The 12,763-nt window shown below is 68.0% G+C and carries 13 protein-coding genes, 1 tRNA gene, 1 pseudogene and 1 riboswitch; of the genes and pseudogenes, 12 read left to right on the top strand and 3 right to left on the bottom strand.

What is annotated here, in order from left to right; all coding sequences use genetic code 11:
- The first annotated feature begins 106 nt into the window (after positions 1-106).
- The 5 genes from C7T91_RS33235 (at position 107) to C7T91_RS02815 (ending at position 4,107) form a co-directional block, all read left to right on the top strand.
- Positions 107-430, top strand: a complete 324-nt coding sequence (locus C7T91_RS33235) for a flavin reductase family protein (RefSeq protein ID WP_201741945.1) — start codon at positions 107-109, stop codon at positions 428-430.
- Positions 431-713: 283 nt separating this feature from the next.
- Positions 714-1,745, top strand: coding sequence for a multicopper oxidase family protein (locus tag C7T91_RS34550; protein WP_161555712.1), 1,032 nt, complete (start codon positions 714-716; stop codon positions 1,743-1,745).
- Entirely contained in the window at positions 1,742-2,566 is an 825-nt protein-coding gene (locus C7T91_RS02825) for an FAD-dependent oxidoreductase (RefSeq protein WP_236637935.1), read from the top strand. Before C7T91_RS34550 ends, C7T91_RS02825 begins: the two co-directional genes overlap by 4 nt.
- Before the next feature lie 7 nt (positions 2,567-2,573).
- The gene (locus C7T91_RS02820; RefSeq protein WP_108257908.1) at positions 2,574-3,980 is read left to right on the top strand and encodes a sensor histidine kinase; all 1,407 of its coding nucleotides are present in this window, start codon (positions 2,574-2,576) and stop codon (positions 3,978-3,980) included.
- A gap of 50 nt (positions 3,981-4,030) precedes the next feature.
- A tRNA-Arg gene (locus C7T91_RS02815) sits at positions 4,031-4,107 on the top strand.
- A 241-nt stretch (positions 4,108-4,348) separates the two neighbouring features.
- Here C7T91_RS02815 and C7T91_RS02810 read toward each other — a convergent pair.
- Complete coding sequence (locus tag C7T91_RS02810) at positions 4,349-4,948, bottom strand: helix-turn-helix domain-containing protein (RefSeq protein ID WP_269099623.1); 600 nt, start codon at positions 4,946-4,948, stop codon at positions 4,349-4,351.
- A gap of 170 nt (positions 4,949-5,118) precedes the next feature.
- Between C7T91_RS02810 and C7T91_RS02805 the strand changes: the two genes are divergently transcribed.
- The 7 genes and pseudogenes from C7T91_RS02805 to C7T91_RS37705 form a co-directional block, all read left to right on the top strand.
- Entirely contained in the window at positions 5,119-5,427 is a 309-nt protein-coding gene (locus C7T91_RS02805; RefSeq protein ID WP_108257906.1) for a helix-turn-helix domain-containing protein, read from the top strand.
- Between the two features lie 535 nt (positions 5,428-5,962).
- Positions 5,963-6,070, top strand: a riboswitch (guanidine-I (ykkC/yxkD leader).
- 86 nt (positions 6,071-6,156) lie between these two features.
- Positions 6,157-7,212: a putative urea ABC transporter substrate-binding protein gene (locus C7T91_RS02800; RefSeq protein WP_108257905.1), complete on the top strand. Its 1,056-nt coding sequence runs from the start codon at positions 6,157-6,159 to the stop codon at positions 7,210-7,212.
- A gap of 57 nt (positions 7,213-7,269) precedes the next feature.
- Positions 7,270-8,082, top strand: a complete 813-nt coding sequence (locus C7T91_RS02795; protein WP_108257904.1) for an ABC transporter permease — start codon at positions 7,270-7,272, stop codon at positions 8,080-8,082.
- A 202-nt stretch (positions 8,083-8,284) separates the two neighbouring features.
- Entirely contained in the window at positions 8,285-9,055 is a 771-nt protein-coding gene (locus tag C7T91_RS02790) for an ABC transporter ATP-binding protein (RefSeq protein WP_108257903.1), read from the top strand.
- Positions 9,056-9,151: 96 nt separating this feature from the next.
- A complete protein-coding gene (locus C7T91_RS02785) occupies positions 9,152-9,745 on the top strand; it encodes a phosphotransferase (RefSeq protein ID WP_161555710.1) in 594 nt (197 codons plus the stop codon).
- A gap of 109 nt (positions 9,746-9,854) precedes the next feature.
- A complete protein-coding gene (locus C7T91_RS02780; protein WP_108257901.1) occupies positions 9,855-10,052 on the top strand; it encodes a hypothetical protein in 198 nt (65 codons plus the stop codon).
- A 143-nt stretch (positions 10,053-10,195) separates the two neighbouring features.
- Positions 10,196-10,933, top strand: a pseudogene (locus tag C7T91_RS37705) (OmpW family outer membrane protein); the annotation flags it as partial.
- Between the two features lie 172 nt (positions 10,934-11,105).
- Here the strand turns inward: C7T91_RS37705 and C7T91_RS02770 are convergent.
- The gene (locus C7T91_RS02770; protein ID WP_108257900.1) at positions 11,106-11,564 is read right to left on the bottom strand and encodes a MaoC family dehydratase; all 459 of its coding nucleotides are present in this window, start codon (positions 11,562-11,564) and stop codon (positions 11,106-11,108) included.
- 7 nt (positions 11,565-11,571) lie between these two features.
- Positions 11,572-12,753 carry an acyl-CoA dehydrogenase family protein gene (locus C7T91_RS02765; protein ID WP_236637934.1) on the bottom strand — a complete coding sequence of 394 codons (1,182 nt, stop codon included), beginning with the start codon at positions 12,751-12,753 and terminating at the stop codon, positions 11,572-11,574.
- Between the last annotated feature and the right edge of the window lie 10 nt (positions 12,754-12,763).

The raw sequence follows: 12,763 nt of genomic DNA, 5'->3' as shown, positions 1-12,763 counted from the left end.
AGCCCGCCTCGGCCGCTCTGCCCTCCGAGGCGCCGGATGACCTCGGTCTCCTTTTGATTGCGGGGCGCTGAGCCCGCGCGATCGCTACAAGCTGCTGATCGGCACGGTGATCCCGCGCCCGATCGCGCTGGCCGCCACGCTTTCGGCCGACGGGGTGCCGAATGCCGGGGCCTTCGGCTTCTTCAATATCCTGACCCATGACCCGGCGATCATCGCGGTCGGCATCGAGTGCAAGACCGACGACAGCCCGAAGGATACCGGGCGCGACATCCTCGATACCGGCGAATTCACCATCCACATCGCCGACCATGCCATGGTGGACGAGCTGGAGGTCTGTTCGGTCAAGTTCGCGCCGGACGAAACCGCCCGCAGGCCGCGCAGGATGCGCGCTGCGGCCGCCTTCGAATGCCGCCTGGTGCAGTCTCTGTAAGCCAGCCCGGCGCGGGTGATCGCGCTGGGACAGGTGCAGCGGATGGTCCTGCGGGAGTCGCATCCTCGATGCGGAGACGCTCCATGTCGACCAGATCGGCTTCGACGGCATCGGCCGCCTTGGCGGACATCTCTATGCCCGCCAGTTCGACCAGTTCGAGCGGGCCACGCCGTCCCCCGAGACCTTCGGCGGAGCGGGCCGGGAGGACTGACCCGGCGGGACACTCGTCTTGCCGCAAGGGAAGCCACGTGCCATCATGCGGCACCCCAAGGGAGAGTTCCGCATGAAACGCCGGGAATTCCTCGGCACCGGCTCTGCGCTTGCGCTGAGCATGGTGCATCCTGTCCGTGCCGTTGCGCAGGCCGTGCCGGAAAGCGGTCCGCCCTTCCGCGACCTGCCCGAAATGCGCGCCGAGAACGGCCTGCTGAAGACCGAGCTGCGGATGGCGCCGGTCGCCTGGGATCTGGGCAACGGCACGGTGATCGAGGTGGCCGCCTATAACGGGACCGTCCCGGGCACGCTCTACCGGCTGCGTCCGGGCGACCGGCTGGAATGGACGCTGGCCAACGACATGGAGCCTGCCGGCCTGCCGCCCTTCCAGCAGGGCGGCCCGACGCAGGCGCAAAAAGCGCTTGATTACACCAATGTCCATGTCCACGGGCTGCAGGTCTCGCCGGGCGACGGACATGACAATGTCTATGCGGTGGTGAAGCCCGGCGACACGCTGGATTACAGCTACGACATTCCCGGACCGGAAACGGGGCGGCCGCAGCCCGCCGGGCTCTATTGGTACCATCCCCACAAGCACGGCTCGACCTCGCATCAGGGCTGGCAGGGGCTGGCCGGGCCGATCGTGATCGAGGGCGATATCGACGCGGTGCCCGAGGTGGCGGCGGCGCGCGAACGCGTCATGGTGCTCAACGAGATCCTGGTGAATGCCGCGGGCGAAGTGCCGAGCGCGACGATCGTGCCGACGGTCGGGCCGGTGCCCTTCACCTCGGTGCCCGCGATGCCGATGGACATCCTCTTTCCGGTGAACGGCGTGCTGCAGCCCGACATCGCCATCCACCCGGGCGAAACCCAGCGCTGGCGCATCCTGGCGGCCGGGCCGCACCGGTTCTTCCAGCTGAAGCTCGATGGCCACAGCCTGTGGCAGATCTCGCAGGACGGGGTGCCGCTCGCCGCAGCGCGCGAACTGGAGACGCTCCTTCTGGCGCCGGGCCAGCGCGCCGAGGTGATCGTCAAGGGCGGTCCGCCCGGCCGCTACGCGCTGCGCGCGCTGGCCTTCGACCAGGGCCATCCCGGCGCGAGGTGACGCTGGTCGTTCGCAGCCGGCTGCTGCCGCGCGAGGACCCGGAGCTGGCCGCAGTGGTGCGGGACCGGCTCGTTGCGGAGGGCGTGCGGATCCTGGAAGATGCCGCGGTGAAGGCGGTGCGGCCCGGTCCGGTCCTGGAAATGGCGGACGGCACGGAGATTGCCGGCTCGCACCTGCTCTGCGCCACCGGGCGGCTGCCGAATGTCGAGGACCTCGGTCTCGGGGCGGCGGGCATTGCGGCCGGCCGGAAGGGAATCGAGGTCGATGCCGGGCTGCGCAGCACGAACCGGCGGGTCTATGCGGTGGGCGACGTGGCCGGGCAGGGGCAGTTCACCCATCTCGCAGGCTATCATGCCGGGGTGGTGATCCGGCCGATCCTGTTCGGCCTGCCCGCGAAAGCCGCGACCTCGCATGTGCCGCGCGTCACCTATACCGAGCCCGAGCTGGCGCAGGTCGGGCTGACCGAGGCCGAGGCCCGCGAAGCGCATGGCGGCCGGCTGGAGGTGATCCGCATTCCCTATGCATCCAATGACCGCGCGCTGGCGGGCGCGGCGGGGCAGGGTCTGCTGAAGCTGATGGTGGCCAAGGGGCGGCCGGTCGGCGCCGGGATCGCCGGTGCGGAGGCGGGCGAGCTGATCGGTCCCTGGGCGCTGGCCATCGCCGCGCGGCTGAAGCTGAAGGCCGTGGCGGGCACGGTTCTGCCCTATCCGACGCTGGGAGAGCTTAACAAACGGGCCGCAGGCGCTTATTTCTCCCCGAGACTCTTCGGCAGCGCCACCGTGAAGCGCGTTGTCCGCTTCATCCAGCGCGTGGTGCCCTGACCCGACAATGCCGTTCCTCAACTCCCTCTCCGGCCGCTTCCTGGTCCTGACCGTCATCTTCGTGATGCTGGCGGAAATCCTGATCTTCGTGCCCTCCGTGGCGCGGTTCCGCGAAGACTACCTTCTGGCCAGGCTCGAGCGGGCGCAGATCGCCTCGCTGGCGCTCCTGGCCGACGATGCGCTCGACCAGGATCTCGAGAAGGAGCTGCTGAACAATGCCGGGGTCTTCAACGTCGTGCTGCGGCGGGACGAGATGCGGCAGCTGATGCTGTCCTCGCCGATCCCGGCGCCGGTGGCCGAGACCTTCGACCTGCGCAACCCGTCGGTGCTGACGCTGATCGGCGATGCGCTGCAGAGCCTGCTGGAGACGGATGACACGATCATCCGGGTGATCGGCGCGCCCACGCAGGATGCCGGGCTGCTGATCGAGGTCACGATGGAATCGCAGCCGCTGCGCCGGGCGATGCTGGATTACGGCGAGCGCATCCTCGTGCTCTCGGCGATGATCTCGGCGGTGACGGCGGCCTTGCTGTTCTTCGCGGTGCGGCGGATCCTCGTGGTGCCGATCCGCAAGGTGGTCGGCCACATGCAGAGCTATGCAGCCGCCCCCGAGGATGTGCGGCGGATCATCGAGCCGAATGCCTCGCTGACCGAGCTGCGCGCCGCCGAGGAGGCGCTGCGCTCGATGCAGCAGCACCTGACCGCGGCGCTGAAGCAGAAGGACCGGCTGGCGCAGCTCGGCGGGGCGGTTGCCAAGGTCAGCCATGACCTGCGCAACATCCTGACATCGGCCCAGCTTTTCGCCGACAGCATGGAGAACAGCGACGACCCGCGGATCCAGCGGATCGCGCCGAAGCTGGTCGGATCGATTTCGCGGGCGGTCAATCTCTGCGAGTCGACCCTGGCCTTCGGCCGCGCCGAGGAGCCGCCGCCCAGCCTGACCCGGGTGGAGGTCTGCACGATCGTCGAGGACGTCCTGGAAAGCGAGCGGCTGGCGCCCGACGCGCAATCCTGCCGGCTGGTGGCGGAGGTGCCGCCGGGCCTGCTGGTGCGCTGCGACCCCGAACAGATGTACCGGGTGCTGGGCAATCTGGTGCGCAACGCCCGCCAGGCGATCTCGGCCACCGGAACCGAGGGCGCGGTCACCGTGCGCGCCTCGGAGGACGAGGCGGCCTGGATGATCTCGGTCGAGGATAGCGGGCCGGGCCTGCCGCCGAAGGCGCGCGAGCATCTCTTCACGCCGTTCCAGGGCGGCGCGCGCAAGGGCGGCTCGGGGCTCGGCCTTGCGATCGCCTCCGAACTGGTGCGCGGCCATGGCGGCCGTCTGGAGCTGACGCGCACCGACAGCCGGGGCACGGTCTTCACCATCTGGCTGCCGAAATCGGAAATTTTGGAAAATTTTGCTCCGGCATGAATTTTCCGCTTGCAGCCACCCGCCGCTCACTTTAGGACGCACTCCACAAGGCGCTGGTAGCTCAGTTGGATAGAGTACTTGACTACGAATCAAGGGGTCGGGGGTTCGAATCCTCCCCAGCGCGCCATAACCTCTCTGTGGGGTGTCAAGCAAAGCTGACTTTTCTGTCAGTTTTCTGACCCAGCAGACGGGGGCTCCCGGAAGGGAGATGGCGTTGCCCAGCTGAGCATCAGATAGCGACATCAGGTGGAACCTGATCTGCGGCTTCTCCGCCGGACGCGCTTCCTCCGGAACTTTCCCCATAAATCTGGTTCAGGCCTTCCCGAACTGCCCCTCGCCGTCGCGCGGGCCCGCGCGGTCGCCGGGGCCTATCCTTGGGCGGATTTTCTCTTCAGCAGGTGCCGGGCGATCTTAAGCAGGGGCAGCTCTGCGGTGAAGGAAGAGAACAGCAGCAGTATCACCCCGGCAGAGGCGAGGAAGATCCAGTCGGTTCCGCCGCTCTCGAAGCCTGAGGGAAGCCCGAGCGCCAGGGCGGCATGCTTCATCGTGAAATACGTCGTCGCGGCCAGATAGGCGCAGTCGCGAATCTTCAGGGCCACCTGACCCGCCGGAGAATAGTTTTTCAGCCTGAACTCCCGTCCCTCCTGCCGGAGGCCCTTCCAGAAGCTTTCCGCCGCCGCTGTGCGGGCATGAGGGACCGGCGCTAGATCCGCGCTGCCAAGCCCCAGCCTGGCAGCCAGCGCTCCACCGGGGAGCGGGTCGACGCGGAAGCGCTGGATGAAGGCGATCCGCGTGCGCAGCGGCAGCGCGCGCTCGCCCCGTTCGTACCGGCGCAGCGCCCGCTCGGACAGGTCGAGCGCCTCGGCAAGCTGCGACTGGCTCATCCCGGTGTCCTCGCGGAGCGCACGCAGGCTGGCCGCGCCAACCTGCCTTGCAATCGAGTCGTGGTCTTCAGGCTCAGCGGGCATGGGGCGCGATCCCGGAACTGCGGAGTCGAGGGGGGACTCAGGAACCTTAGCCGGGAAAGCGTGCGCGCGCCCAGGAAAACAAGGCGAACGGACCATTCGGTCCGCCCGGACCAAATGGTCCGGTCATATTTTTATTCTGTGGCAATGGCTTGCGTCGTTGACGCTGCCAGATGGAGTTCCTTAGCTGGGAGCGAATCCGGCTGCCCTTGCTCTTCCGGAATCTGGAGATCGCCTCGATGCGCACCCCGACGAAAGCAGATTTGGACGCCCACGAGCGTTTGAAGGCGGAACTCAGAATCCGGGGAACGTCACTGGCGCAGATATCGCGAGAACTTGGAGTCAGTGACTCTGCGCTGACCTTGGTCGGTAAGCGGATGTGTCGGTCCAAGCGCATTGAAGAAGCGCTGGCCCTGGCCGTCGGGATGCCGCCGGAGGCGTTGTTTCCTGCGGACCAGGAGGAAGGAGCGAACATGACCTAGAAAAGCAAAAGGCCTCGGAGTTGCAGCTCCAGAGGCCCTTCAGGTGTATCAAGTTGAAGCCCGATACACCTCATTCATGACCCAACTTTCGGCCCCGGTCAAGCGTGCAGAGACTTCTGCGGGCCGGGGCTCCGTGTCTCCATGAAAGAGGACCCCTTTGCATCGGCAGGCATGCCTGCGGTGCCGGGAGCAACAGCCTATGTGTGACGAAGATATCGGGGGGCCGTACGCCCCGCCCGAGCGGACGCGCGCGACCCGGATGTTCCTGGCCCGATCGCGGCCGAGTGCACGAGGATTTCTGGCCGCGAAACTGCGTGCCCAGGCCGTCTGGCGGCAGCTGATCTTCGAGAGCCACCTTGAGCGAAAATGAACTGATGCGGTGGATGCCCCATCCAACGCTGAGCGGCACGGGCGCCGCCCAATCGGCCAGCCATGGGCGGGTTTTTGCGCCCAAATTCGCGGCACCCCGCGGCGAAAGCGCTGTCGCGGCGGCCAAGCGGCTTGCCCGGCGGCGGGGCGGGCGGGTTTCCTGAACGTGCAGGGGGCTTAGGGTTCCGGTCGGTTCGCCGATGCCTGGTCCGAGAAGCCCCGCCCGCGCGGCAAATTCCGCGCAGGTACACGGCGGGCCAAAATCCCGGGAGAGTACTGTGTTGGTTCGCCCGCGCTTCATCTCTCCGTTCCGCCCGCGAGCCATCCGACGACATTGGCGGAACGACAGGGAGCTGGAAGATGCTGAAAACGACGATTCTGTCCGCGACGATCCTTGCCGCCGCTCTCGGCGCCCCGGCCTCGGCCGCGGAGAAGGCCGATTTCAAGATCGCCTGGTCGATCTATGTCGGCTGGATGCCCTGGGGCTATCTTTCGGACTCGGGCATCATGGACAAATGGGCGGAGAAATACGGCATCTCCGTCGAGATCGTGCAGATCAACGACTATGTCGAGTCGATCAACCAGTACACGGCCGGCGCCTTCGACGGGGTCTCGGCGACCAACATGGACACGCTGTCGATCCCCGCGGGCGGCGGGGTGGACACCACGGCGCTGATCATCGGCGACTATTCCAACGGCAATGACGCGGTGATCCTCAAGGGCGAGGGCACGATCGCCGACTTGGCGGGCAAGCCGGTCAACCTGGTGGAGCTCTCGGTCTCGCATTACCTGCTGGCGCGCGGGCTCGACAGCGCGGGGCTGGCCGAGGCCGACCTGGACGGCGTGGTGAACACTTCCGATGCCGACATGATCGCCGCCTTCGCCGCCCCCGAGGTCGAGGCGGTGGTGACCTGGAACCCGCTGGTCTCGGAAATCCTCGCCTCCGACCCGGAGGCGAACAACGTGTTCGACAGCTCGCAGATTCCGGGCGAGATCCTCGACCTGATGGTCGTGAACACCGAAACGCTGGCCGACAATCCGGATTTCGGCAAGGCGCTGGCCGGGGCCTGGTACGAGCTGATGGGGCTGATGGCCTCGGGCGACGAGGAGGTTCTGAGCGCCATGGCCGAGGCCTCGGGCACCGATCTCGCGGGCTACAAGGCCCAGCTCGCCGCGACCGAGATGTTCTACGATCCGGCCGCGGCCGTCGCCCAGGCCGAGGCGGAGGATCTGCCCGACACCATGACCAACGTTGCCACCTTCCTCTTCGAGAAGGGCATCCTCGGCGTCGGCGCGCCCTCGGCGGATTTCGTCGGCATCGCCTATCCCGACGGCGCGGTCACCGGCAACACGGACAACGTGAAGTTCCGCTTCGACGCGACCTACATGCAGATGGCCGCCGACGGCGCCCTCTGAGCCTGTCCCGCCCCGGCCCTGAGCCGGGGCCTCCCCGCTTCCCCGGAGGACTGCCCCATGCGACTGATCAACCGCGTGCCGTCGCGGCCGGTGGGCCTGCTGCTCGGCGCCCTGCCCTTCGCGGCGATCCTGGCCGCCTATGTCATCGGCTCGGAAATCCGCCTCGCCGCCAACCCCGCCGACAAGCTGCTGCCCGCGCTCGACACCGTCCGCGCCACTGCCGTCCGGCTCTTCACCGAGGCCGACCGGCGCTCGGGCGAGATCCTGCTCTGGCAGGACACGCTCGCCAGCCTGCGCCGCCTGGTGCTCGGCGTCGGCATCGCGGCGCTGCTGTCGCTCTCGGCCGGCATGGCGATCGGGCTGCTGCCCTATGCCAGGAAAAGCCTGACCGGCGCCGTCGCCGTTCTGTCGATGGTGCCGCCGCTGGCGCTCCTGCCGATCCTCTTCATCGTCTTCGGCCTCGGCGAGACCTCGAAGGTCGTGCTGATCGTCATCGGCATCACCCCCTTCATGATCCGCGATCTCAGCCAGCGCGTGCTCGACATCCCCGCCGAGCAGATCGTCAAGGCGCAGACGCTCGGCGCCTCGTCCTTCGTCGTCGCCGCCCGCGTGGCGCTGCCGCAGGTGCTGCCGCGGCTGATTTCGGCCGTGCGGCTGTCGCTCGGCTCGGCCTGGCTCTTCCTGATCGCCGCCGAGGCGGTGGCTGCCGATACCGGGCTCGGCTACCGCATCTTCCTGGTGCGCCGCTACCTGGCGATGGACATCATCCTGACCTACGTGATCTGGATCACGCTCCTGGCCTTCGTGATCGACTGGGCGCTGAAGCGCCTGTCGCAGCGCGCCTTCCCCTGGTTGGGAGCAGGCCTGTGACCGCAAAATGCCATCCCGCCGCAGCCGCATCCCGTCCCGGGACGCGTCCGAACCTCGCCCCGCGAGGGGGCAGGGCGACGCCGCCCGCAGCCGGTGCGCCATCCAAGCTCCGGGGCGCCCGCGCAGGCCATCCGTCCGGCACGCACTCCGAGGCCCGGGCGCGGCCCCCGGCGCTGGATTGCACAGGAGAGGAGACCCGTCGATGAGCTTCGTCACCGTCCGCGACCTCTGGCAGTCCTATGACGGCCGTCCGATCCTCGAACGGGTCAATCTCGATGTCGAGGAAGGCGAGTTCGTCTCCATCGTCGGCGCCTCCGGCTGCGGCAAGTCCACCTTCCTGCGCCTGCTGTTGGCGCAGGAACAGCCGACCCGCGGCGCCATCCGCATCGAGAACGGCCCCCGCGCCCGCGAGCCGGGACGGGAACGCGGCGTGGTGTTCCAGCGCTACTCGGTCTTTCCGCACATGACGGTGCGCGACAACATCGTCGCGGGCGAGGCCTTCGAGACGCCCTGGGGCCGGTTCCGCGGCAAGCGCCTGCGCGAGGCCCGCGCCCGGGCCGATGCCATCCTCGAGCGGATCGGGCTGTCCCATGTTGCGCGGAACTTTCCGGCCACGCTCTCGGGGGGAATGCAGCAGCGGCTCGCCATCGGCCAGGCGCTGGCCGCGCGGCCGCGCATCCTGCTGCTCGACGAGCCCTTCGGCGCGCTCGACCCGGGCACGCGGATCCAGATGCATGACTTCCTGACCGAGCTGCGCGCCGAGACGCCGATGACCGTCTTCATGGTCACCCATGACCTCGGCGAAGGCTTCAAGCTCGGCGACCGCGTTCTGGTCTTCGACAAGCCGCGCTGGGACCCGCAGGACCCGGCCGCCTTCGGCGCGACCATCACCTATGATTTCGACGCCCGCGAGGGCGGCATCCCCTTTCAGGGGCTGCTCGACAAGTATCCCTCGCTCCGCGCCGCGGAGTGAGGCCCAGGCCCCCGCGCGACCCCGGACCCTCCGCGCGGGCCTCGCCAAGGTCCGGACCCCCTGGGGGCAGCGCCCCCGCACAAGATGGAGACAGCAATGTTTTCAGACCTCCGCGCGACCCGATCGCACCACCCCGCCCGGCTGCGCGCCCGCCTGGCGCGGCTCCGGCGGCGGCGGCTCCGGGCCGCGGGCGCGGCCGGACCGGCGACGTTGCTGCATGGTGATTTCCATGCCGGCAACCTGTTCGTCCGCGACGGGCGGATGCTGGGTTTCGACCGCGAATACGATGTCCATGGCCCGGCGCATCACGACCTGGCCAAGTTCCTGGTCGATCTGGGCATGCGCCGCGCCGAGGCCGAGGCCGAGGGCACGCCCTGGGACGGCGATGCGGACACCGACCGGAGATGCTTTTTCGAGGGCTATGGCCGGCTTGATCCGGAGACTGTCGCGGCCTTCGACCTGGCCGAAGATCTGGTGGCGTTCCGGCTGTGGAACCGCGGGATCAAGCGGCGCGGCAGTTCGGTGCTCGACGGCATGATGCGCGCGCGGGGTCTGGTCGGCGATGCTGCGGGGCCGCGGCCCGGGCGGCTGGTGGCGGGCCTGAACGGCGCGGAATGGACGGATGCCGAGATGCCGGGCGCGCGGCGCGGGCTCCTGTCGCTGCATCCGGGCAAGCTGACCGGACGCTGACGGGCGCCGCACGGTGCCGGGAGAGCGCGTTCACCTTTGGCTGGCAGGAAGGACGGCAGCGCGGCCGCCGCAGCGGAGCGCCGACCGTCAGAGCCCGAAAGGACAGGCCATGAACATGCTTCCCATCGCTCGCATCCTCCTCAGATACGCCTCCGGCGCGCTGGTTTCGGCCGGGGCGGTGTCGCCCCAGCTGGGCACCGGCATCGCCGCAAGCGAGAATGCCGCCATGATTGCCGCCGGGCTCATGGGCTTCGCGGTCACCGAGCTCGGCTACCTGCTGGCCAAGCGCCGCGGCGGCGCCACCTGATCCGTCCGCAGCTCCTGCCTGCCGGGCTGCGGACGCGGCGCCGGCAGCGCAAAACATGATGCTCGGATAATTTTTGCGTTTCTGATTTCGATCAATAAATTCCGTGATCCCGGTCAAGGCCGGGACGGTCCCGTCCGGCGTAGATGGCGCAAAACACGCATGAACGAGGACCAGACATGAAACACGTGATGATTCCGGCCGCGCTAGCGGCGATGACCGCCTTCGGTGCGACTGCTGCCATGGCGCAGCAGGCAGGCGATATCACCATTGGCCTCGGCCTCGGCTATGTCATGCCGAAGGACGACAACGGCGATGCGCTGGGGCTGGATCTGGATGCCAGCGACGCCACGAGCCCGACGCTGACGCTGGAATACTTCGTCATGGACAATGTCGGGATCGAGCTGCTGGCCGCGGCCCCGTTCCGCCATGACGTCGATCTGGACGGGCTGGGCAAGGTCGCCGCGCTGAGCCAGCTGCCGCCGACCCTGTCGCTGCAGTACCACATCCCGACCGGCACCGCCTTCACCCCGCTGCCGTCGGGATCGGGCAAGTCTTCGCTCCTGATGCTGATGGGCGGGCTGGAACGGGCCACCGGCGGGACGATCGCCTGCATGGGGCAGGATCTCTCCGCGATGGACGAGGACCGGCTCGCCGTGTTTCGCAGGGACAATATGGGGGTGGTCTTCCAGTCCTTCCACCTCATTCCGACGATGACCGCGCTGGAGAATGTCGCGACCCCGCTTGAGCTTGCCGGGCGCAGGGATGCTTTCGCGCGCGCCGCCGAGGAACTCGAGGCCGTCGGCCTCGGCCACCGGCTGGACCATTACCCGTCGCAGATGTCGGGCGGCGAGCAGCAGCGCGTCGCGCTGGCGCGGGCCGCCGGGCAAGCGCGGCGGCAATGCCGGCAGGCCGCCGGGGCAGCGCGGGGAAACGGAACGCGATGAAAACGTCTGGCATGGGCGGTCCCGGTGTTTCTTGCGGCGCCCGGAAGGGTGCGCGGCCGGCCTTTGCCGGCGGGTCCGGAGCGGGGCAGCCCGCGCTGCCCCCTCCGGCTCATTGCGCTTCGGCGAAATCCCGTGTCCGGATCATCCGTGTCGACAGGTAGGAGACCGCCAGCTCGCCGGCCTGGTTGCGGACCTCGTGGCTGGTCACCACGACGCCGCGGTCGGGCTTGCTTGTCAGGCGCTTCGACTTGAGCGTGACGGCGTTGGAAATGCTGTCCCCGGCATGGACGGGCCTGAGAAACCGGGGCTGCAGCTCCATCAGGAAGATGCCGCGCCGCCGTGTCAGCCCGGCATCGAGCACCAGCCCCTCGGCCAGCGACAGGATGAAGATCCCGGGCGCCATGCGCCCGGCATAGTGCCGGTCGGCATAGTGCCGGTCGGTGAAGGTCGGCGAGGTGAACTTGCACAGCTCGACGAAGCGTCCGATCATCTCGCCGGTCACCTCCAGGGAGGCGCTGGCAAAGGACCAGTCCGGCGTGTAGTCCTCGAAATAAAGGCCGGTTTCCATGGCGCGCTCAATAGGACCGCGGCATGCCGAGCACGTGCTGGCCGATATAGTTGAGCACCATGTTTGTGGAGATCGGCGCGATCTGGAACACGCGGTTCTCGCGGACCTTGCGCTCGATGTCGTATTCCACCGCGATGCCGAAGCCGCCATGGGTCTGCTGGCAATGGAAACCCAGATCCCAGGAGGCCTCCGAGGCCAGCATCTTCGCCATGTTGGCATTGGCGCCCGTGGCCCTGGCGTCGGCGCCGGCGTCGAACTGCTCGGCTGCTTTCCAGCGCAGCGCATCCGCTGCCATCAGGTTGGCATAGCCGCGGGCGATGGGGAACTGCACCCCCTGGTTCTGGCCGATCTGGCGCCCGAAGATGACCCGCTCCTGCGAGTACTTCACCGCCTTCTCGATGAACCACTTGCCGTCGCCGATGCATTCGGCGGCGATCATCACCCGCTCGGCGTTCAGGCCGTCGAGCAGGTAGTAGAACCCCTTGCCCTCCTCGCCGATCAGCGCGTCCTCGGGAATTTCCATGTTGTCGTACCAGACCTCGTAGGTGTGGTGGTTGAACATGGCCGGGATCTTGCGGGTGGTCAGCTGCTCGGGATCGACCTCGCGCTTGTCGACCAGGAAGCAGGACAGGCCCCGGAACGGCTTGCCTTCGGGCGCGTCGCTGGTGCGGGCGAAGACGATGAAATAGTCGGTGTGGTCCATCCGCGAGGTCCACACCTTCTGGCCGTTGATGATCCAGCCCTTGCCGCCGCGCCTGGCGCGGGTCCGGATCTTCGAGGTGTCGGTGCCTGCGTTGGGTTCGGTCACCGAGAAGGATTGCAGCCGGACGCTGCCATCCGCGACCTTCGGCAGGATGTTGCGCTTCTGGTCCTCCGAGCCGTGGCGGGCCAGGATGCCCATCATGAAGAGCTGGCCGTGGATCATCGACCCGGTGCCGCCGGAGCGGTGGATCTCCTCGACCACGACCGAGGCTTCGCGCGCGCCGAGCCCCATGCCGCCGTATTCCTCGGGGACCATGACGGCGCCGAGCCCGGCCTCCATGGCCGTCTTGATGAAGTCGTGCGGATATCCGTCGGTGCGGTCGAGTTCGCGGTAGTATTCTTCCGGGAACTGGCGGGTGACGTTCTTGGTGGCCTCCAGGACGTCCTTGAGGGTGCCTTCGAGAGGCGGATCAAGAGCTTCCATCATTGGGTGTTCT

Origin of the sequence: Mangrovicoccus ximenensis (assembly GCF_003056725.1) — a bacterium.
Lineage (GTDB): Bacteria > Pseudomonadota > Alphaproteobacteria > Rhodobacterales > Rhodobacteraceae > Mangrovicoccus > Mangrovicoccus ximenensis.
This window is presented reverse-complemented; position numbering and strand designations above follow the sequence as displayed.